We start from the raw sequence: 21,558 nt of genomic DNA, 5'->3' as shown, positions 1-21,558 counted from the left end.
TAGAATGGTAACGTGTATGTCGGTGGAGAGGAGGGGAACGGATGCTGCTACAATACAAACAGCTAGATCGCCGACAAGTGGAGGAGTCACCGGTCATTCGCACGGCAGAAGTATCCCTTGAGGAACTGCTTGTCCGCAAACTGGTAGACGCAAGTATGTTTGAGGGCGTACTCTATGAACATACCTCAAACGCCTGGGAAGAGACGGAAGTGGTTTATCTGGAGCCGTCGGAAAAACATCGCAGCTTGCTGCCGCAGCAAACGGTTCGTGCGTATGGCTACACCATCGAGTACTACGATGTCTCCAGCGGCACCTCTCGTTTGGTGACGACGCAGAGCTTTCAGGGGTTTGCCCAGCTGGTGACACGACTGCTTGATCACTATACGGTACTGGTTGGACGAGATTATCGGCTGAATTACACGATTCTCGATGAGGACAGAGGCGTTGTCCTAATTTTTGTCGAACCGGAGTGATGGAATTACGTGAAGAAAGGAGTGAACAACATGGAATGGAAGGAATGGGTCAACCAAACTTTTGCAAAACAGTGTAACCAACTTTCCGCAGAAACAACGGCATCGGAGCAAAAGCTGCAATCCAGCATAAGCAAGGTTCCCTTTCACCGGAAGGCATTGGCTGTCACTGGTGTGATTTCTTTGACGGCTGCACTGGCTGGCTGCGCCGAGGATGAACCAGAGTTGACGACTTACGATGAATGCCAATGGGAGGTGGAAACAAACGGACTGGAGTACGATTGCGATGATGAGGACAGTAGTTTTTACGTAAAAAAAGGCTACAAGAACAAATCGCAGAAGGTATCGGCTTCATCTAGTTTCTATAAATCGCAAGTGAGCAGAAGTGTCTCCTCCAAAGGGGGCATTGGCAGTGGCGGATCACGTAGTTTCGGGGGTTAAACTGGTCCCGATCGGTCTTTCCCACGACGAGGTGTTTGGACCCACACGCGACTGGTGCAGTTGGGATCGCATGTATGGAAAGGAGTATCTCGTCCCGGCATTCACGTTGCTCTCACGCCAGCGTGTGCAGCAGATCGCCGAAGTCACGGAAGAGGCATATCGATTAATACGAAAAGCGGTCCGATTTACTCAGCAAGAAGTACCGGATGAGTATCTGGTGCATCAGTTGGGAATATCTCCAGCCTTGTGTGAGATTGTGCGGGAACATGTGCCGTACGATGGGATCACCCGCTTCGATCTGAGTATCTCAGAGAACGGCGTACAGATCCTCGAATACAATGCCGATACCCCGACCGGAGTCGTTGAAACGGCCTATGTGTCGGAAGCGGTTATCCGTCGCTTTTCAACCTATGCTAACCCTTCGTCCGCGATGAACGAAGCGATTCGCAAAGCGATCCAAGCTCTGTGTGCGTACTACCGTCAGAGAGGTTTTACCGGTCCGTTGGTCTATAGTGCCGCCGGAGAGCACGTGGAAGATCGCGGTACGGTCGAATACACGCGAGCACAGGCCGGCAACCTAGGCAGCTTTGTTCCTCTCGAACAGCTGCGGGTCGAGGCAGACGGGTTGTACGCACTGGACGAGAAGATCTCCATCTGGTATCGCTTGTACCCGTGGGAGCACCTGCCGTACGATCAGGATGAGACAGGGTTTGCGACAGGTGAATATCTGATTCATTTGATTGCCGAACAAAAAGTAGCAGCCATTTCCCCTCCGCAAGCACTGATTCCGCAATCAAAAGGGATGCAGGCACTGATCTGGGAGTTGGCCCAATTGCGCCACCCGCTATTTGACGATACCGAACGTCAGTTTATCCGCCAACATTTTCTACCTAGCGCATTTGAGCCAGATTCTTTTCTGCGTTCCGGGATCGCTTATGTGTCTAAACCGTTTTTTGGCCGGGAAGGGGGCGCAGTTACCCTCTATTCGGCAGTAGGAGAAGTAGAGGAGCGGGACAGGGAGCAAGCGTACTGGGATCAACCTATGCTGTATCAACAGCGGGTAGAATTGCCGGATGTGGTGCTGTCGACCGAAGAAGGCGATTTTGCCGGTCATTTGCTGCTGGGCTCTTTTTGTATCGGCGGCCGCTTCGCCGGTTTGCTTCCGCGTGTAGGTGGCAAAATCACCGGCAACCTGGCCTATTTCACCCCTGCCGCGATGGAGCGATAACGTATTTCTATTTTTGTTTGAGATGATGAAGAGGAGGAGTTTTGCATGGCAGCGTTTTTGCTGTATTCGTTTGTAGGCTTTATTCTGTTGGTTGTCAGCATCTTTCTGATCCCGCTTGTTACTCCGCACAATGAATGGCGATTGATTAAACAGAAAAACCGGGCTTCCGTGATCGTTTTTGGCGGTCAGATATACGCCATCTCCAACAACTTGTATTCAGCGATTGCCAACAGTGTCAGCATCCCCGACTTTCTATTGTTTGGAGCCGTCGCTGTTCTCTGGCAGATCGTCTTGTTTCTGCTGGTAGAGTGGATTGCCGCCAAAGTTTTTTACAAGCAGCGGTTCTCCCGGTTGATTGAAGCAGGTGAGATTGAGCCGGCGCTGCTGTTTGCTGTATTTGCGATTGCCGTCTCCAATGTCATCAGCCCTAGCTTGATTTGGTAAAAGATTCACGTAAAATAGAAGGAAACAGACGGTCAGCCGTTGGGAACGAGGTGTGTGATGAGTAAGGAAAGTTCGTTTGATATTGTATCCAAGGTGGATTTGGCGGAAGTGACCAACGCCATTCACACTGCTACCAAGGAAATCGAGAACCGCTTTGATTTCAAAGGCAGCAAAAGTTCGATCAGTCTGGAAAAAGAAGAAATCGTACTTCTCTCTGACGATGAGTACAAACTGGCACAGCTGAAAGACGTCTTGCTTGGCAAACTGATTAAACGAGACGTCTCCATTAAAAATCTGGAGTACGGCAAAATCGAGCCCGCAGCAGGCGGTACCGTACGCCAAAGGGTGAAGCTGGTTCAGGGGATTGACAAGGAAAATGCCAAGAAGATCAATGCCCTGATCAAGGAGACTGGCTTAAAGGTAAAGTCTCAGATCCAAGATGATCAGCTCCGTGTAACCGGCAAAAACAAGGATGATCTGCAACAGGTGATTACGGCCATCAAACAGGCCGATTTGCCGATCGATGTACAGTTTATCAACTACCGATAACCAGTCCTAACAAGTGCTTCTATCTTTCGCTCTTCCTGCGTAAGCATGTACAAATAGGTATGTAAGGGAGAGTCGAAAGATGAGAGTGATTGTGATCAGCATACGCAATGTAGTGATTGGCGCTGCCGTTTTCCTGTTGGTATTGATCGCCGGGCTCGTGCTGCTGTTCAGCAATTCGCTGGACAGCTCCCAATCCGATCTGCAGGGCCTAGGCAGTGAGGCCGTCCCCGCATCTGCCAACAACGAGTTGTACGGTTCCCCCAAACCGGAGCTGAGCCTCGATGTCACGTTGGAAGGCGACGAGGCATACGTAAAGATGCTGACGGAAAACTTCCGGTTTGTGAGGGAAGACAGTACGGAAAGTGCTGATCCGGTGCATGGAGAGGGGCATGCTCACCTATACTTGGACGGCAGGTTTTGGCAGATGCTCTACGAACCGGAATTCAAAATCAAACAGCTTCCAAAAGGAGAGCATGAGATCCGCGTAGAACTGAATTACAGCAACCACCTCCCGTATAAGGTTGAGGCGATCAAGATCATCAACGTAGAGTAACATGCGACACCATACAGCGTTCCGAACAGGGACGCTTTTTGTTTCCTATAAAAAGCAGGAAAATGAAAACGCTTTAGCGAACCCATTTCCCAAGAATAATCTGAATCATATGAATGATGAAACAAGAGGTGAGCGCAAGCGTGACGATCCGTACGATTACGATTGGTGACCTGCTCGACGAGACAGCCGCCCGGATCCCGGAGCGGGAAGCTGTCGTGTACAAGGAATGTGACCTGCGTTACAGTTATGCCCAGTTTCAACAGATCTGCAATCAGGTGGCAAAAGGACTGATCTCTCTAGGGATTGAGAAAGGAGAGAACATGGCTATCTGGGCGACCAACGTTCCAGAGTGGGTGACTGCCCAGTTTGCTTCAGCCAAGATGGGTGCTGTGCTAGTCACTGTCAATACTAGCTATCGAGTCCATGAGCTGGAGTACCTGCTGCGTCAGTCCGAATCGACCACCTTGATGTTGATTGACTCCTATCGGGGTGCCGACTACCTGGAGATGATTCGGGAGATCTGTCCCGAATTGGCGCACTGTGAGCCTGGGCAGTTGAAATCAGCACGCTTGCCCAATCTGCGCAACGTCATCTACATCGGCAGCGAGCGTCAGCCAGGGATGTTTCTGTGGTCAGATCTGCTCAGACGGGCCGAAATGGTGAGTGATGAGGAACTGCTCATCCGTCAGCGCTCGCTGCAGCCAGATGATGTGATCAACATGCAATATACCTCGGGGACAACCGGGTTTCCGAAAGGTGTCATGCTCTCGCATGTCAATATCGTCAACAACGCGATCAAGGTGGCCGAGTGTATGCGTCTGGAAGAGACAGATCGCGTCTGTATTCCTGTGCCGTTTTTCCACTGCTTTGGTTGTGTGATGGGGACACTGGCTTGTGTCGCTACCGGCGCCACGATGGTACCGTTGATTACGTTTGATCCCCAGAGAGTCCTGCAGGTTGTGGAAGAGGAGCGCTGTTCGGCTTTGTATGGCGTACCGACGATGTTTATCGCGGAACTGAATCATCCGAGCTTCCCCAATCGCGATCTTACTTCGCTGCGAACCGGGATTATGGCCGGCTCTCCTTGCCCAATTGAAGTAATGAAAAAAGTGGTGGAGCAGATGGGAATTCGAGACATCACGATTGCTTACGGACAGACGGAATCCTCCCCGGTTATCACTCAGACCAGACCGGAGGACAGCATTGAGCGACGCGTATCCACTGTTGGCCGCGCGCATGACGGCGTCGAAGTGAAGATTGTCGATCCAGCGACAGGTGAAGAAGTGGAGCCAGGCGTGCAGGGTGAGCTGTGCACCCGCGGCTATCTGGTGATGAAAGGCTACTACAACATGCCTGAACAGACGATGAAGGCCATTGACTCGGATGGATGGTTGCATACAGGGGACTTGGCCACGATGGATGAGGAAGGGTACTTTCGTATCACCGGCCGATTAAAGGACATGATTATCCGAGGAGGAGAAAACATCTACCCAAGAGAGATTGAAGAATTTCTCTACTCCCATCCCAAGATTCTGGACGTCCAAGTGGTTGGGGTGCCGGATGAAAAGTATGGAGAGCAAGTGCTGGCCTGCATTAAGGTAAAAGAAGGGGAAGTGCTGACCGAGGAAGAAGTCAAGCAGTATTGTGAGGGGAAGATTGCTCGTTTCAAGATACCGCACTATATCCAGTTTGTCAGCGACTATCCGATGACGGCATCAGGCAAGATTCAGAAGTACAAACTGCGCGAACAGGCGATTTCCTTTTTGGGATTGCAACCAGCAGCCAACGGCGAGACCGCTTAAATGACGAGGCTGAACCCCAGTCACAAATCGTCCACGTTAAGCTCACAATTTTTTCATCAATATCACGCATTAAGTTTACATTTTCCTGGTAATCTGATGATGTGAAGGATGATAGAAAGTGAAGGTGAGCATACATGGGTTTGTTGTATGAGACTGTCATGAAGATAAAGAACAAGAAGCCAAATGAGACGATTGTGCGGAAACTGTCCCCCTCGTTATCCGAGATGACTTTGCAGCGAATTACCCGTACTGTCGGCAGTCGTACGGCGCCGCTTAACCTACCTGGCTGGTTGGTCAAATAGCGAGGACGGGCGGCCTTCCCAACTCCTGTCGACCATAAAAAGGCAGCCATGCTTCTTCACGAAGCTGGCTGCCCCTTTATTTTTTCGTTGCATTATCTGCGGTTGGCTTCATACGCTGCGATTTTGTCCTCGTATTGCAGGGTAATCCCGATATCGTCGAGTCCATTGAGCAGGCAGTAGCGGCGGTACTCGTCCACCTCGAACGGGTAGGAGAGACCGTGATCATCCAATACAACTTGCTCCTTGAGATCAATCGTCAGTTGATAGTTCTCCTGTTGTTCGGCTCGTTTGAACAGTTCGTCTACCTGTTCTTCCGACAGCTTGATCGGCAGAATGCCGTTTTTAAAGCAGTTGTTGTAGAAGATGTCGGCAAATGACGGTGCGATAATCGTACGGAAACCGTAATCGAGCAGGGCCCACGGCGCGTGTTCGCGTGAAGAGCCGCAGCCAAAGTTGTTGCGGGCAAGCAATATGGAAGCTCCCTGGTAACGAGGGAGATTGAGCAAAAAGGAGTCAATCGGCTCTCCCTCGGGGGTAAATCGCCACTCATAAAACAAAAACTGGCCAAATCCGGTACGCTCGATGCGCTTCAAAAACTGTTTGGGGATAATCGCATCCGTATCGACGTTAACCCGATCGAGCGGAGCTGCAATCCCTTTATGGGTAACAAACGGTTCCATTCACATATTCCTCCTCTACGTGGTCCCTCTCCGTTTCTGTATTAACTAGACCGATGCTGTTTCGCGGAGCCATTCGCGGACATCGACAAAATGTCCGGCGATCGCCGCAGCTGCAGCCATCTCTGGGCTAACCAGATGGGTTCGCCCGCCGCGTCCCTGACGTCCTTCAAAGTTGCGGTTGGAGGTGGAGGCACAGCGCTCACCCGGGCTCAGGATGTCTGGATTCATCGCCAGACACATCGAGCAGCCCGACTCGCGCCATTCAAATCCTGCTTCCACAAAGATCTTGTCCAGACCTTCCCGCTCAGCCAGTTCTTTGACCGCCTGCGAACCCGGCACCACCATGGCGTGCACGTCAGCGGACACCTTGCGTCCTTTTGCTACCGCAGCGGCTTTGCGCAAGTCCTCAATCCGGCCGTTAGTACAGGAACCGATAAAGACGCGGTCGATCTTGATCTCACTAATCGGTGTTCCTGGAGCAAGTCCCATGTATGCGAGGGCGTCTGCAGCAGCCTTGCGCTGTGTAGCCGAAGCAAACGACGCAGGATCCGGTACGACACTCGTAATGTCTGTTCCCATACCAGGGCTGGTACCCCAGGTTACTTGCGGGGCGATTTCGGCGGCATTGATCTCGACACGGTGGTCATAAGTGGCACCAGGATCGGTTACCAACTGCTTCCATTTTCCGACAGCGGCTGCAAAATCTTCCCCTTGTGGGGCGTAGCGGCGCCCTTTTAGATAGGCAAATGTGGTCTCATCGGGTGCGATCAGTCCGGCTCGCGCCCCTGCTTCAATCGACATGTTGCAGACCGTCATCCGTTCTTCCATGGTCAATTGCTTGATCGCTTCGCCAGTGTATTCGATCACGTAGCCGGTGGCAAAATCGGTACCGAACTTGGCGATGATTGCCAAGATTAAATCTTTTGCAGTCACTCCAGGCGGAAGTTGTCCATTTACATGTACTTCCAGTGTTTTCGGTTTGGACTGTTGCAGACACTGGGTGGCGAGGACGTGTTCCACTTCGCTGGTGCCAATCCCAAAAGCCAGAGCGCCAAATGCGCCATGCGTCGAGGTATGGCTGTCGCCGCAAACAATCGTCTTCCCGGGATGAGTGAGTCCCAGTTCCGGTCCGATCACGTGTACGATCCCCTGATCCGGGCTGGACAGGTCAGCCAGCGGGATGCCGAATTCCGCACAATTCTTGGTCAGTGTCTCCATCTGTTGGCGGGAGATGGGGTCAGTGATGTTGTAGCGGTCTTTGGTCGGCACGTTGTGGTCCATCGTGGCAAACGTCAAGTCAGGACGGCGCACCTTTCGTCGAGCTAACCGCAGCCCTTCAAATGCTTGTGGTGACGTCACCTCGTGGACTAGGTGCAGGTCGATGTACAACAGGCTTGGTTTGCCTGTCTCTTCGTGGATGACGTGTTGATCCCAGATCTTTTCAAACAAGGTACGTGGTTTCACGGATATCCCCCTTTTCCAAAAAGGAAGCAGTACGTTGCTTCTCCTATGTAATCGTTGTATCATACAGAATAGAAATAGGTCAAAGATATAATAATTATACGTGTGATAGGAAATCGTTATAGGAAGGGAGAGAGAGATGGAACTGCGGCAAATCCGTTATGTTCTGGCAGTCGCACAGGAAAGAAGTTTTTCCAGGGCTGCGGCCCGGCTGCATCTGGCTCAGCCGTCGCTCAGCCAGCAAATCGCCAAGCTGGAAAAAACTCTGGGTACTCGTTTGTTTCATCGTCTGCCGCAGCAGGTGGATTTGACGGACGCCGGGGAACGGTTTGTTCAGGTGGCGCAGAAGCTGCTGGACCAGGCAGAAGGGCTGGTACGGGAGATGAGGGAGTACGCCTCTGGCCAAGCAGGTAGACTCTTGGTAGGCAGTCTGCCGATTACCGGAGCGTACGTGCTGCCACAGGTGATTCCTTCTTTTACCAGACAGTTTCCCAATGTGGAACTGCAGTTGATCGAAGAGACCTCCAGCCACTTGGAAGAATTGTTGGTCAACGGAAAACTGGACGTCAGTCTGTTGACGATGCCGATCAGTGAGCCGACGATACGATATGAGTCGGCCATTCAGGAAGAGATATACTTGGCGCTGCCGCCGTCGCATCCTTTTGCCGAGCAGGCAGAAGTTGATTTGGCTGAATTGTCCACTCAGCCGTTTATCCTATTAAAGGAAGGGCAGGGCTTTCGCCAGATCTCCCTCTCGCTTTGTGAGCAGGCTGGCTTTCAACCGCGGATCGTCTTTGAGAGCAGCAACATTCAAACCGTTCAGTCATTGGTGGCTGCAGGGATGGGCGTTTCGTTCGCACCGGAGATGATTACGCGCTCCGCCTGGGGAACGACGGCACCTGCCTACGTCCGTCTGCGGACCAGGCCGGAGAGGACACTCGTAGTGGCGTACCGCAAAGATCGCAGGCTCTCTCAACCCGCCCGTGCCTTTATCGACATCCTGCTGGGTAGAGGAGAACACCCTGTCGAAAGTGTCGAGTGAGGGGGACAAAAAAAGCGTCAGCGTGATACACTATACAAAACGTGAGAAGAGGAGGGATCTGCATGAAAGAGATTGCCAACCAAGCGGAGTTTGAGCGGGCGATTCAATCCAACAAACCTGTAGTGGTCAAGTTTTATACTACGTGGTGTCCTGACTGCCATAGAATCGATCCATTCATGCCAGAAGTGGAAGCGGCCTATCAAGAGAAACTGGACATGGTGGCGGTCAACCGCGATCATTTGCCTGAGCTGGCCGAGCAGTTGGACGTGCTGGGCATCCCCAGTTTCATCGCGTTTCAGCAGGGAAAAGAATTGATCCGCTTCGTCAGCAAGCTGGGCAAAAGCAGAGAAGAGATTGAGCATTTTCTCGATCGCACGGTCCAGATCAGTGAGGCTTTAAGCGAGGCTTAACCAACCTTTAACAAACCCTTTACGGGCGGTTCGTAACAACTTAATCAATCCCTTGTACACTTGAGTCATGACAAGTAGATAGCGCGTGACAAGGGTAGAGAGGAATCAGAAACCTATGGAAAACGTAGCAGCGGTGGATTGCACCCGGTTACGTGTTCATAGGTTTTCTTTTTTTGCCGCAGCGCCTCTAAAAAGGAGAGGATGACAGATGGCCACAACGAGACAACTCTTCTATGATCGATTGCATACATGCCCCCTGATTGCCACGGTGAAATCGCCGAAAACGATCGAGAAAGCACTATCAGCAGATGTAGGAGGCGTCTTTTTGCTTACCGGCAACATCAGCGTGGTAAAGCGGTATGTCGATTTGTTCAAGGCGCACGATAAGTTTGTACTGCTCCATGTCGATCTGATCGGGGGACTGAGCCACGACAGGGAGGGATTGGAATTTATTGCCCAAACCGTCAAGCCGACCGGGATTATCTCGACCAAGAGCAGTGTGATCAAGCAGGCGAAAAAACTGAATATGTTGACGGTTCAGCGGATCTTTTGCATAGATAGTGACGCGCTGGACACAGGGGTGGAAGCACTGCGGGATTCCATGCCGGATGCGGCGGAACTGATGCCGGCGAGAATTCCAGAGTTGATCGCACGTATTCGCAGGAATGTCAGCATTCCGATTATTACCGGCGGATTGATCGAGCAGGAAGAGCATCTGCTGGAACCGCTCCGCTGCGGAGCACTGGCAGTATCCACGGGAAACCCGGAACTATGGAGAACGGATGCGATCAGTCGCTGGAGCGCCAATCAAGAGAGGAGGAGCGTGCATGGCTTCCGTTAGACTAAAAGACGTAACCAAATCGTATGATCGTCAGGTGGTCATGGAACATCTATCCATCGAAATAACTGAGGGATCGTTTACTGTACTGCTTGGTCCCTCAGGCTGCGGCAAGTCAACGACGCTGCGGATCATTGCCGGGCTGGAGCAGGTCACATCGGGAGAAGTGTGGATCGGAGAGGAGAATGTGACGGCAAAACCGCCGGGCGATCGCGATCTAGCCATGGTGTTTCAAAACTACGCGCTCTATCCGACGATGAGTGTACGAGAGAACATCGAGTTTGGACTGCGCAACCGGAAAGTCCCGAAGAACGAGCGAAAACAACTGGTGGAGGAGATCGCCCAGGTGGTCGGCCTGGAAGATTATCTGTCCAGAAAACCAGGGACGCTCTCTGGCGGCCAGCGTCAGCGGGTCGCCTTGGCTAGAGCGATGGTGAAGAAGCCAAGTGTATTTCTGATGGACGAACCTCTCTCCAATCTGGATGCCAAACTGCGCCAACAGATGCGGCAGGAGTTGATACAACTGCACAAGCAGTTGGGTACCACGTTCATCTACGTTACCCATGATCAAGCAGAGGCAATGTCAATGGGGGATCAGATTGTGCTGATGAACGAAGGTCAGATCCAGCAGGCAGCGGAACCTCTCACGGTCTATGACACACCCAGCAATCTGTTTGTCGCACAGTTTATCGGTACACCGCCAATGAACCTGTTAAGGGCTGTTGTCGATCCGTCCGGGACGACAATGGGAGTTGGCCGACAGGCGATCCTGCTGACGCTCTCTCAACCACATGGGCAATCGCTCCGCGACTGGCGAGGACAAAGCGTCTATCTGGGGATACGACCGGAGAAAGTAAAGCTCAGCCGTGCTGATCTGGATATCACGGCTCCGCAGACAGCTGCTTACGAGACCAACGGCGTGATTGTCTCTCGGGAGGCGCTCGGTGCGGAAACCATTTATACGGTTGATACACCACTGGGAACCTTGACTGCACGCGATTACCACGATGAACTGTTTCAGCTTGACCAGCGGGTACTGGTTTCCCTGCCGCACATCCATTGTCACTATTTTGACCCCAAAGGGAATCGCATACCGCGCGAAGCCTATTACAGCACTGGCAAGCTCTCCAGCGAGCAGCGGCAATTGCAGATCGGAGGGCAGTAAGGATGCGTACGGCCTTCGGACTGCGCCCTTATCTCTATCTAACGCCATCATTGATAGTATTCGCCCTGTTTTTCTTGTACCCGATCTTGTACCTGGTCTACCTGAGCTTCACCTCGTGGAACCTGATCAATCCGGTCAAAGAATACGTCGGATTGGACAACTACCGGGAACTGCTTGCCGATCCCGAGTTTGTACAGGTGTTGGGAAATACCTTGTTTTACACAGTTGTCACGGTGTCGATTTCCCTGCTGCTCGGTCTGTTGATGGCGCTCTGGCTGAATCGCCGGGGATGGTTTTACAGTCTGATCCAGGGGGCCGTGTTTAGTCCGTACATCATCTCGTTGGTCTCTGTATCCCTGCTCTGGTTGTGGATGATGGACCCGCAGTATGGACTGCTCAATGCGTTGCTGCACATGGTCGGACTGCCGCCGTCACAATGGCTCGCTGACACATCTTCTGCGATCTGGGGGTTGATCTTGGTCAGCGTGTGGAAGATCGTCGGGTACAATACCCTGATTTGTGTTGCAGGTTTGCAAAGCATTCCCAAGGAGCTATACGAAGCCGCGGCATTGGACAAAACCCCTGCCTGGCGTCGATTTGTGGCTATTACGCTGCCAATGCTGTCTCCCACCTTGTTTTTTCTGTTGGTGGTAAACACGATCGCCTCTTTTCAGGTGTTTGACACCGTCAAGATCATGACTCAGGGAGGGCCGGTCAACAGCACCAACATGCTGGTCTTCTTTATCTATGAATACGGGTTTGACTTCTTCAAGATTGGCTACGCGGCGGCCGCCGGCGTGGTACTGCTGATCTTGGTCGGAGTACTGACCGCCGTTCATTTCATGCTGCTGGCCAAACGGGTTCACTACCGGTAGTCCAGGCGGTCTACAGTCAGCGTTGACAGAAGGAGGCGATCTGCTTGTTACACCGATTGTACGCATGGAGCAAGCATTTGGAAAGAGTAGTATTGCTGCTGGTAGCACTCGTCTTTATTTTTCCGTTTGTCTGGATGATGCTTACTTCGCTGAAAGCATTTGACGAGGTGATGATATTCCCTCCAAAGTGGATTCCTGATGTGCCGATCTGGCAGAACTTCGTCCAGGCATGGGAATCAGGCCCCTTTTTTACTTACTTTTTTAACAGTTTGTTTGTCGCTGTGTCGATACTCGTGCTGCAGTTGGCGACCGGAATCCCAGCAGCATATGCGTTTGCCCGCTACCGTTTTCGCGGCTCGAGACTGTTGTTTGGCATTACGCTGATCGCCTTGATGATCCCACCTCAGCTGACATTCTTGCCAGTCTTTATCCAGATGAGCGAGTGGGACGTGATCAACAGCTATTTGCCGCTGATTCTCCCGTATGCGGCCAGTGCCTTCGGTATCTTTCTCCTGCGTCAATCGTTTCTCCAAGTTCCCGAGGAACTGATTGAAGCAGCGAGACTGGATAAAGCAAGCGAGTGGCAGATCATCTGGCGAATCATGGTGCCGATGGCCAAGCCTGTATTGGTTACCTTTAGCTTGTTCAGCTTTATTTATCACTGGAATGACTATTTCTGGCCGTTGGTAATGACCAATCAGGATCAGTTTCGCACGCTGCCTGTCGGAATCGCCATGTTGAAAGAGAACGAGGGGGGTGTTGCCTGGAACGTTGTCATGGCTGGTAACGTGATACTGGTCATTCCGATTCTCATCATCTTTTTTGTCGCACAGCGTCACATCATTCGTGCCTTTATTTACTCTGGAGTGAAATAATCGTGTGGAGGGATTCCATGTATAAGAGACAATCCTGGATCGCCGTTGTACTGGCAGCCGTTACCGTGATCGCCGGCTGCGGCAGTCAGCAGACACAGACTACGGCTAACAGCGGTTCGCAGACAACGACTGCTTCTACGGATAGCAAGGGACCGATTGAGGTGGATTTCTGGTATTCACTCGGCGGGAAAAACGGAGAAGTGATTGAAACGCTGGTGAAACAGTTTAACAGCGAGCAGAACGAAGTGAAGATCAAGGCAGCTTATCAAGGGGACTATTACGAAAATCATGCAAAAGTGATGTCAGCGATCGCTGCTGGCAACCAACCCGATCTGACGATGGTAGAGATCGGTTCTATCGCCGCCTTTGCCGAAAACGGCGCACTAGAGCCGCTGGAATCCTATGTGAACGGCAGCGATGGCGTTGAGTTGAACGATTACATTCCCGGATTGATGGGCAACTCGTATTGGAAAGATACGTTGTATGCTATCCCTTTTAATCGTTCTACGCCACTACTCTACATCAATCGGGATATGCTAAAACAGGCCGATCTGCCGATTGAGGGACCGAAAACCTGGGATGAACTTCGTACGTTTTCCAAGGCGTCGAGCGGTGGAGAGGGAGAGAAGCAGACGTGGGGCTTCTCCACACCGATCGACATCTGGTTCTATGAGGCGCTGGTGTTCGAGAATGGCGGCAACATCCTCAGCGAAGATGGAAAAACCGTGATGTTTAACCAGCCTAAGGGGATCGAGCCGATCCGTTTCTGGAAAGAGATGATTGACGAGGGCATCATGAAGATGCCGCCGGGTGAGAAGTACAACGCCTGGGATGTGGCCAAGAGTGACTTTATCAACCAGAAAGTAGCGATGATCTTTACCTCGACAGGCGACTTGAACGGTCTGCTCGAACAGGCCAAGTTCGATGTTGGTACTGCCTTTTTGCCGGCAAAAGAAAGCTACGGAGTGCCGACTGGCGGAGCCAACCTGGTGGTTTTGGCCAAGTCCAGTGCAGAAGAAAAAGCGGCTGCCTGGAAATTTATCAAGTGGCTCACCAGTCCGGAGAATACGGCAACTTTTAGTAAAAACACCGGATATATGCCGGTTCGGCAGTCTGCGCTGAGCAGCGAAGAGATGAAAAAGCTGTACGCCGAAAAACCACAGTTCCAAGTAGCCGTCAACCAGTTGGAATATGCGAAACCACGTCCGAAGGCACCAGGGTACAAGGAACTGCAGGAGATTATCATGACAGAGATTCAACGTGCCATTCTAGGTCAGGCGTCACCGGAGGAAGCACTGGAAACAGCTGCCGAAAAAGCGCAAAAACTGCTAAAATAAGAGGACAGCAAGGAAAAGGCTGAAACCGATCGGTACAGCCTTTTCCCCTTGTATCATCGAAAGTGGACAGTTGGTCTCGGGCACGCGATAGGGATGGACTGGATATGAAAAACGTCGGCCACGCCGTTGGAATCAGGCGACAAGCCGCGTTTTCTAATGGTGAGGAGGCGAAGGGATGAGAAATCAATGCATGGCCCACCGCGGATGGTCAGGTGCCGCACCGGAAAATACACTGGCTGCCATCGGCATGGCCTTAGACCATCCGGGTGTAGACGCAATCGAGATCGATGTGCAGCTGACAAGAGATGGCGTTCCGGTGGTGATCCACGACTTTACACTGGAGAGGACGACAACCGGCTCCGGTCTGGTAATGCAGCACACGTATGAAGAACTGCGCCAGCTGGATGCAGGAAGTTGGTTCGATCCCAAATACGCTGCGCAACGGATTCCCTCTTTGGAGGAGGTGCTGGTCGTCTCCCGCGGCAAGAAACGCCTTAATATCGAATTGAAACAAGCTGCTAACCGCTACCGTGGATTGGAGGAAAAGGTGGTCTCGTTGATCCGCCGGCGCGGCATGCAGGAACAAGTGGTGGTCACCTCATTTGACCACCTGAGTGTGCAGAAAGTGAAGCAGCTGGCTCCTGAGTTGACAGTTGGCCCGATTATCCACGGGCTGCCGGTGCTGCTCCGTAATCAGGTGGCTGAGCTGGGAGCAGGCATCGTATCGCTTGCCTACCCGTATCTGTCGGCTGAGCTGGCGGAAGAGGTGGTGTCCTGGGGAGTGGAATTGATCGCCTGGACGATCGATCACCCGGATCATATGCGGATGGTAGCGCAATGGCACGAAGCGATCCAGATTTGCACAAACTACCCTGACCGCTGGTTTCAAGTTGCTGGTATCGAAGACTCCGCATGATTCATGGAGCCGTCTGGTAGTGTGGCGCCGATCGCTTCGGGTTACACGAACCTCCCATTGTCAGACGGTTTCATCTTCCTTTGATCTCCGCTGCCATTTACTAGAACCTCATCAATGTAACCCACGACCTTAGCCCGGTGTTTTGGGGCTAAGGTTGTGCTTGTCTAGACCCCGGATGCTTCTCCCATACGACCCCCATCGCCCATCCCATTCTATGAAATCTACATTTGGGCAGTATCTTCCCGTATAGATCATAGTATTGTTGCTCGGACAGGTACTTGTCTGACGCCAAGTGGTCTAGCCATGATTTTGACGTCTGGTGCTTGCAGATCCGTACCGCGTTTTTGATCCCAAATCGGAAGCAGTTTGGGATAAACTCTTGTATCGCTCCATATGAAGGCGGAGTCTCCACCTCAGATACATTATCCAGAATAACGATTTTGCCACCCTCATTTAGCATTTCCTTTATTTGAAAGAGTACGTCTTGCAGATCTTGCAGATGATGGAATGTGGTTCTGCTTACGATGAAATCAAATGAATAGGGGAACGCTAGCTGTTCTGCGTCCATGTTCACATAACGGGTATTTGATCGCTTCGTTTTGTTTTGGCAATGTGAAGCATTTCATTTGAAACATCGTTCCCGATCACCTCATCGAAGTAAGGTGCTAACGCATCAACCAGAATCCCCGAACCGCACCCGATGTCTAACGCTCTTCCTCTCTTGGATGGCAGATTGGAAAGAAAAAAGGTGTTGTCATTCAAGAGACTGGCTACAAAATCGTATTCCTCTGCCACTCTATCAAACTGAACTTCGGTTGTATGCAAGACCTCATCGCCCGTCAAACTTTCTATTGAATCATGCTCTCCAGAAAATGATACCATCCACCAACAAGATTTGCAGGTATACCGAGTCTCACAAATAGCCATGATATAAGTGGAAGTAATGTAAAAGGACGTGAGCGAATGGAAAGTGGTGAAAAGAGCTTCGATTCTTTGATTATCGGCATTGACGTGGGTTCGACGACTGTCAAAGCCACCGTTGTCAATCCAGCAAACAATGAAATCCTTTGGTCCGACTATCAGCGTCACCACACCAAGCAGGCCGAGAAGGTGCTGGAGTTTTTGATTACTATCGGCAATCAGTTCGCCAGTGTTCCGCAAAACCGGATCCGCGTGTTTGTGACCGGTTCCGGAGCTGGACCGATAGCCGAGCATATTGGAGCAAAATTTGTACAAGAGGTAAATGCGGTCACGATGGCGGTTGAGCGGCTGCATCCGGATGTGGGGAGCGTCATTGAACTAGGTGGGCAGGACGCCAAGATCATCATCTTCAAGACTAATCAAGAAACCGGCGACAAACAGGCACTCACTTCCATGAACGATAAGTGTGCGTCCGGTACAGGAGCCACGATTGACAAATGCATGATCAAGGTGGGCATGCCGATCGAAGAGGTAGGACGGCTCCATTTTGACGATTCGAAACTGCACCATGTAGCGGCGAAATGCGGCGTGTTTGCGGAGACGGACATCGTCAACCTGGTCAAAAGCGGCATTCCTTCAGCCGAGATCATGTGTTCGCTCGCAGATGCGATCGTCATGCAAAACCTGTCGGTTCTCACTAGGGGCAACACGCTCCGGCATCGCGTCCTTCTGCTGGGTGGCCCCAATACATACCTACCTTTTCTCCAGGAATGCTGGCGCAAGCGAATTCCTGAATCATGGGAGGAACGGGGATACGCATATCCCAAAGACATACCGCTGGAAGAACTGATCTTCGTGCCGGAAAACTCCCAGTACTATGCGGCTTACGGAGCGGTGATGTACGGGATGCACGAACCAGCCGATGTAGGGATCTACACCGGTCTGGAGGGTTTGAAAAATTTTATTGCTCACGGTCGAAAGGCAAAGTTGGGTGAGAAGGCCGGTCCTCCTCTGGTTGACAATGTGGCCGAACTGGACAAATTCCGACAGACCTACAGCATCCCGAAATTTACACCTGCAGAGTTTAAACCGGGCCAAAAAGTGAAAGCAGTGATTGGTCTCGATGGTGGTTCCACCTCTTCCAAGGCTGTGCTGGTGGATGAAAGCGGTACCATTCTGCTGAAAGAATACCAACTGTCCAAAGGAAACCCCCTCGAAGACACTAGGGAAATGCTGAAGCGAATCCGCGACAAGGTGACAGGAGCGGGAGCGGAATTGGAGATCATCGGCTTCGGGGCTACCGGATATGCCGCTGATGTTTTGGAGAAGACCCTGCAGGCGGATGTGAACATTGTAGAAACCGTCGCCCATATGATGAGTGCCGTCCACCAGTTTGGCGACGTCGATGTGATCTGTGATATCGGCGGTCAGGACATTAAGGTACTCTTCCTAAAAAATAGAGACATCCGCAACTTCCGGCTGTCCAACCAATGTTCGGCCGGGAACGGCATGCTCCTGCAGGCGATGGCCGACCAGTTTGGCATTCCGATTCAAGAATATGCATACACAGCGTTCAAAGCAGATCTCTCTCCCAAGTTTTCCTACGGGTGTGCAGTCTTTCTCGATGCAGATCGGGTCAACTTCCAAAAAGAGGGCTATAGCAAAGAAGAGCTGCTGGCCGGACTTGCTATGGTTCTGCCGAAAAATGTATGGCAGTACGTGGTACAAATCCCGCGGATGGCTGAGCTAGGACGCAAGTTTGTTCTGCAGGGCGGGACGCAGTACAATCTCGCGGCCGTCAAGGCGCAGGTCGACTATATCAAGGAGCGTGTTCCTGATGCAGAGGTCTACGTCCATCCTCATCCGGGTGAGGCTGGAGCGATCGGCGCTGCAATGGAGACACTGCGAGTAGTCAAACGCAGAGGGTACTCCACGTTTTTAGGGTTGGATGCGGCGATCTACTTAAACTACGTCACCCGCAACGATGAATCGACCCGCTGCAACTTTTGTCCCAACCACTGCAGCCGGACGTTTATCGACTCCAAGACGCCCGATGGTCAGGTGGCACGCTACATCTCCGGTTTTAGCTGTGAAAAAGGAACCGTTGAAGACAAGGAAGCGGTTGTTGAACTGACCAAGAAGCGGCAGGCGCTGAAAAAACACTATCCCAACCTGGTCGAATACGAGGCTCAGCGGATGTACCAACATTTCTACGATCCGGAGCCAATGCCTGAGGGAGATGCGCCTGTCGAGGATTTCAAAGTGAAACGCGCTTTGTTCGGGTTGGGCGGGATGCGAAAAACGGCCTACCGTCGCAGTTTTCAGCGCTCCTCCAAGGAAGCGGCAGAACGGCGAAGTCAGCTGCGGATCGGTATTCCGCGCGTGCTCAACATCTGGTCAACAGCACCCTTCTGGCGTACCTACTTTGAGACACTCGGCATCGACAAACGCAACATCGTGTTCAGCGACTTCACCAGTGAAGAGATGTGGCAGGAAGGGGGCAAGTACGGATCGATCGATCCTTGTTATCCGTCCAAAGTGGCACAGGCCCACATCCATAACTTGCTCTTCAAGCACCACGAGCGAAAGGCGCTTAACTACATCTTCTTTCCCTGTATCACCCATATCCCAACACACCTGCAAAACGTGGTGGATTCGGCCAGCTGTCCGATCGTAGCCGGAGCACCCAACGTGATCAAGGCCGCTTTTACGAAAGAGGTAAACTTTTTTGAGACGAGAGGAGTAACCTACCTCGATCCGGCGGTCACCTTCACGGAACTGCACATGATGAAGCAACAGTTGTATCAAGCATTCCAAGACGAGTTGGAAATCACAGAAGATGAGAGTGATTTCGCGGTGGAGCAGGCCTGGCAAGCGATGAACCTGTTTGACGCGGAGATGCAGGAGCGAGGAAAAGTGATTCTGGAACAGGTAGAGGAAGAAAATCGCATCGCGATCCTGATGATTGGACGACCCTATCATTCCGATCCCGGACTGAACCACGGAGTGCTAGAGGAGTTCCAGGTATTGGGCTACCCGATTCTCTCGATGCGTTCCATCCCCAAGGACGAAGCCTGGCTACGCCGCTTCTTCCGCGACGATCTGGAGAACGGACGTGTGGAATACGCTTTGGATGTGACTGATGTTTGGCCGGAGAACTTCAGTTCCAACAGTGTGCAAAAGGTGTGGGCGGCCAAGTTTGCAGCCCGTCACCCCAATGTGGCGGTATTGGACTTGTCCAGCTTCAAGTGTGGACACGATGCTCCTACGTATGGGCTGATCGACTCGATCATCTCCACAGCGGGGACACCGTACTCCGCCCTACATGATATAGATGCAAACAAGCCGAGCGGGTCGATCAAGATCCGGGTTAAAACCTATGCCCATAGCTTGGGGCTGCACGAAGAACGCTTGGAGGATCTGGCCCGTAAAAAAGCGGAGCTGCAGCGGCTTATCGAGGAAAAGAGAATGGAACTGTTTGGGCGATCGACAGCGGAAACACGGGCCGATGAGACGAACCAACCGCAAGCGGAAATGGAAAAAAATCGAGCATCTTCTCAGTAAAAAGGAGTGAAGTACGAGATGTCAACGATCAAAGAAGCGGCCGACGGGCAAAGAATCGAACAGTCTCCGAAGGAGGCTGAACTGGCTCGGTTCCAGGCTGAACAAGAGCTGGCTTTGGGATTGCAGCAGGAAAAAAGAGCGCAGTGGTTTGATCCGGTTCCGCGCCAGTTTTTTGCCAAGGATAAGGAGACGACCACGATCTTGTTTGGCGGATTGACGATGGCGCACGATTACCTGGTGGAAGGGGCACTAGCCGGACTTGGCTACAAGGTACGCCACCTCGATTGTCCGGACAACGATTCGCTGCGATTTGGCAAAGAATTTGGCAACCGTGGTCAGTGCAACCCGACCTATTTCACCGTGGGCAACCTGATCAAATACCTGCATCACTTGCGGGATGTTGAAGGGAAATCGAAAGAGGAAATCGTCGGCAACTACCTGTTCATCACCAGCGGTTCCTGTGGTCCCTGCCGCTTTGGCACTTATGTGACCGAATACCGTAAAGCATTGCGCGATGCAGGTTTTGACGGGTTCCGCGTGCTGTTGTTCCAGCAGCAGAGCGGATTAAAACAGGCCACTGGAGACGAATCTGCGTTAAAGTTGGACACCTCGTTCTTCCTCAGCTTTTTAAAAGCGGTACTGCTGGGGGATATTCTCAACGCCGCTGCTTACCGTATTCGCCCTTACGAAGTGGTAGCGGGATCCACCGATGCCGTGATGGAGCGCTGTAAAAAGATGCTGTACGAAACACTAAAACAGGGCAAGTCACTGCTCCCTACTTTGCTCACATGTCGTAAGGAATTAAGCACGATCCAGGTTGATCGGACGCTGGTCAAGCCAAAAGTGAGCATTCTCGGCGAGTTTTGGGCGATGACCACAGAGGGGGACGGAAACTATCAACTGCAGCGTTTTCTGGAAAAGGAAGGGGCCGAAGTAGAAGTACAGTCCCTTACAGCGTGGATCTTGTACCTGATCTGGGAAGGGCGCTACGACACCAAGAAACGAATGAAGCTGCGTGGAGAGGACGGCGGGCGCTACGGATTGGAAGGGAAAAACCCGGTCACCCGTCTGCGGATGCTGTGGCTGGCTGACCGCGTACTGCGCATTATGTTCCAGACCTACGCAAAGGCGATTGGCCTAAAGGACTACCATCTGCCTGATATGGACGAGATCGCAGGCGTAGCCCATGATCACTACAACAACCATCTGCGTGGCGGCGAGGGACATATGGAAGTAGGCAAGCTGATCCTCAATGTGGTCAAGCGGAAAGTAAATATGACGATTTCCGTCAAGCCTTTCGGCTGCATGCCGTCTTCTGGCGTCTCTGATGGGGTGCAGTCCCTGATTACCGAAAAATACCCGGATGCCATCTTCCTGCCGATTGAAACAACGGGTGACGGGGCGATCAATGTATACAGCAGGGTGCAGATGACCTTGTTTAAGGCTAAACAGGCTGCACAGAAGGAGTTTGAGGAGGCGATGGCAGCGAAAAGGCTAACGTTGGAACAGCTGAAGCAGTACAGGCACAGAGCCGAAGTTTCTCATCCCCTTCGCACAAGCCGGCATGTAGCGGCCTGTACAGCAGCAAATGCCATATACGGCATCAGACGAATGTTCTCTCCGCTGTCCTTCTCGCGTGACAAGCAAAGCATGCAGGAGGTATAGGGAGATTGAAAGCTTGACAA

20 protein-coding genes and 1 pseudogene are annotated in these 21,558 nt (G+C 52.0%); 18 read left to right on the top strand and 3 right to left on the bottom strand.

What is annotated here, in order from left to right; translation table 11 throughout:
• Window positions 1-41 precede the first annotated feature (41 nt).
• The 8 genes from LOK74_RS09625 to LOK74_RS09590 all read left to right on the top strand — a co-directional run bounded on the left by LOK74_RS09625 (window position 42) and on the right by LOK74_RS09590 (window position 5,789).
• The gene (locus LOK74_RS09625; RefSeq protein ID WP_230046420.1) at window positions 42-473 is read left to right on the top strand and encodes a hypothetical protein; all 432 of its coding nucleotides are present in this window, start codon (window positions 42-44) and stop codon (window positions 471-473) included.
• A gap of 30 nt (window positions 474-503) precedes the next feature.
• Window positions 504-911, top strand: coding sequence for a hypothetical protein (locus LOK74_RS09620; protein WP_230046419.1), 408 nt, complete (start codon window positions 504-506; stop codon window positions 909-911).
• Window positions 883-2,139 carry a glutathionylspermidine synthase family protein gene (locus LOK74_RS09615; protein WP_230046418.1) on the top strand — a complete coding sequence of 419 codons (1,257 nt, stop codon included), beginning with the start codon at window positions 883-885 and terminating at the stop codon, window positions 2,137-2,139. Before LOK74_RS09620 ends, LOK74_RS09615 begins: the two co-directional genes overlap by 29 nt.
• Before the next feature lie 45 nt (window positions 2,140-2,184).
• The gene (locus tag LOK74_RS09610; RefSeq protein WP_230046417.1) at window positions 2,185-2,583 is read left to right on the top strand and encodes a DUF350 domain-containing protein; all 399 of its coding nucleotides are present in this window, start codon (window positions 2,185-2,187) and stop codon (window positions 2,581-2,583) included.
• A 57-nt stretch (window positions 2,584-2,640) separates the two neighbouring features.
• Window positions 2,641-3,132: a YajQ family cyclic di-GMP-binding protein gene (locus LOK74_RS09605; RefSeq protein WP_230046416.1), complete on the top strand. Its 492-nt coding sequence runs from the start codon at window positions 2,641-2,643 to the stop codon at window positions 3,130-3,132.
• Between the two features lie 79 nt (window positions 3,133-3,211).
• Window positions 3,212-3,685 carry a hypothetical protein gene (locus LOK74_RS09600; protein WP_230046415.1) on the top strand — a complete coding sequence of 158 codons (474 nt, stop codon included), beginning with the start codon at window positions 3,212-3,214 and terminating at the stop codon, window positions 3,683-3,685.
• 146 nt (window positions 3,686-3,831) lie between these two features.
• Window positions 3,832-5,487, top strand: a complete 1,656-nt coding sequence (locus LOK74_RS09595; protein WP_230046957.1) for an AMP-binding protein — start codon at window positions 3,832-3,834, stop codon at window positions 5,485-5,487.
• A gap of 134 nt (window positions 5,488-5,621) precedes the next feature.
• Complete coding sequence (locus LOK74_RS09590; protein ID WP_230046414.1) at window positions 5,622-5,789, top strand: hypothetical protein; 168 nt, start codon at window positions 5,622-5,624, stop codon at window positions 5,787-5,789.
• Between the two features lie 92 nt (window positions 5,790-5,881).
• Here the strand turns inward: LOK74_RS09590 and leuD are convergent, their stop codons facing one another.
• Complete coding sequence (gene leuD / locus LOK74_RS09585; protein ID WP_230046413.1) at window positions 5,882-6,469, bottom strand: 3-isopropylmalate dehydratase small subunit; 588 nt, start codon at window positions 6,467-6,469, stop codon at window positions 5,882-5,884.
• A 45-nt stretch (window positions 6,470-6,514) separates the two neighbouring features.
• Complete coding sequence (gene leuC, locus LOK74_RS09580; protein WP_230046412.1) at window positions 6,515-7,933, bottom strand: 3-isopropylmalate dehydratase large subunit; 1,419 nt, start codon at window positions 7,931-7,933, stop codon at window positions 6,515-6,517.
• 136 nt (window positions 7,934-8,069) lie between these two features.
• Here leuC and LOK74_RS09575 point away from each other — a divergent pair, with 136 nt between their 5' ends.
• The 8 genes from LOK74_RS09575 to LOK74_RS09540 all read left to right on the top strand — a co-directional run bounded on the left by LOK74_RS09575 (window position 8,070) and on the right by LOK74_RS09540 (window position 15,388).
• Window positions 8,070-8,972, top strand: a complete 903-nt coding sequence (locus LOK74_RS09575; RefSeq protein WP_230046411.1) for a LysR family transcriptional regulator — start codon at window positions 8,070-8,072, stop codon at window positions 8,970-8,972.
• 62 nt (window positions 8,973-9,034) lie between these two features.
• The gene (locus LOK74_RS09570) at window positions 9,035-9,382 is read left to right on the top strand and encodes a thioredoxin family protein (RefSeq protein WP_230046410.1); all 348 of its coding nucleotides are present in this window, start codon (window positions 9,035-9,037) and stop codon (window positions 9,380-9,382) included.
• Window positions 9,383-9,590: 208 nt separating this feature from the next.
• Window positions 9,591-10,223 (top strand): glycerol-3-phosphate responsive antiterminator, encoded by a 633-nt coding sequence (locus LOK74_RS09565; RefSeq protein ID WP_230046409.1) that lies wholly within the window; start codon window positions 9,591-9,593, stop codon window positions 10,221-10,223.
• On the top strand, window positions 10,210-11,385 hold the full coding sequence (locus LOK74_RS09560; protein WP_230046408.1) for an ABC transporter ATP-binding protein: 1,176 nt from the start codon (window positions 10,210-10,212) through the stop codon (window positions 11,383-11,385). The genes LOK74_RS09565 and LOK74_RS09560 overlap by 14 nt, the downstream gene beginning before the upstream one ends.
• A 2-nt stretch (window positions 11,386-11,387) precedes the next feature.
• The gene (locus tag LOK74_RS09555; protein ID WP_230046407.1) at window positions 11,388-12,260 is read left to right on the top strand and encodes a carbohydrate ABC transporter permease; all 873 of its coding nucleotides are present in this window, start codon (window positions 11,388-11,390) and stop codon (window positions 12,258-12,260) included.
• A 44-nt stretch (window positions 12,261-12,304) separates the two neighbouring features.
• Window positions 12,305-13,135, top strand: coding sequence for a carbohydrate ABC transporter permease (locus LOK74_RS09550; RefSeq protein WP_230046406.1), 831 nt, complete (start codon window positions 12,305-12,307; stop codon window positions 13,133-13,135).
• A 17-nt stretch (window positions 13,136-13,152) separates the two neighbouring features.
• Window positions 13,153-14,472, top strand: a complete 1,320-nt coding sequence (locus LOK74_RS09545; RefSeq protein WP_230046405.1) for an ABC transporter substrate-binding protein — start codon at window positions 13,153-13,155, stop codon at window positions 14,470-14,472.
• A 175-nt stretch (window positions 14,473-14,647) separates the two neighbouring features.
• Window positions 14,648-15,388, top strand: a complete 741-nt coding sequence (locus LOK74_RS09540) for a glycerophosphodiester phosphodiesterase (RefSeq protein WP_230046404.1) — start codon at window positions 14,648-14,650, stop codon at window positions 15,386-15,388.
• Between the two features lie 148 nt (window positions 15,389-15,536).
• Here LOK74_RS09540 and LOK74_RS24230 read toward each other — a convergent pair.
• Window positions 15,537-16,270: pseudogene (locus LOK74_RS24230) on the bottom strand (class I SAM-dependent methyltransferase).
• Window positions 16,271-16,351: 81 nt separating this feature from the next.
• On the opposite strand from LOK74_RS24230, the gene LOK74_RS09530 reads away from it, so the two are divergent.
• Window positions 16,352-19,873 (top strand): BadF/BadG/BcrA/BcrD ATPase family protein, encoded by a 3,522-nt coding sequence (locus LOK74_RS09530; protein ID WP_230046403.1) that lies wholly within the window; start codon window positions 16,352-16,354, stop codon window positions 19,871-19,873.
• Window positions 19,874-19,891: 18 nt separating this feature from the next.
• The gene (locus LOK74_RS09525; RefSeq protein ID WP_230046402.1) at window positions 19,892-21,538 is read left to right on the top strand and encodes a 2-hydroxyglutaryl-CoA dehydratase; all 1,647 of its coding nucleotides are present in this window, start codon (window positions 19,892-19,894) and stop codon (window positions 21,536-21,538) included.
• Window positions 21,539-21,558: the final 20 nt, after the last annotated feature.

Origin of the sequence: Brevibacillus humidisoli, from assembly GCF_020923435.1 — a bacterium.
Classification (GTDB): Bacteria; Bacillota; Bacilli; order Brevibacillales; family Brevibacillaceae; genus Brevibacillus_E; species Brevibacillus_E humidisoli.
This window is presented reverse-complemented; position numbering and strand designations above follow the sequence as displayed.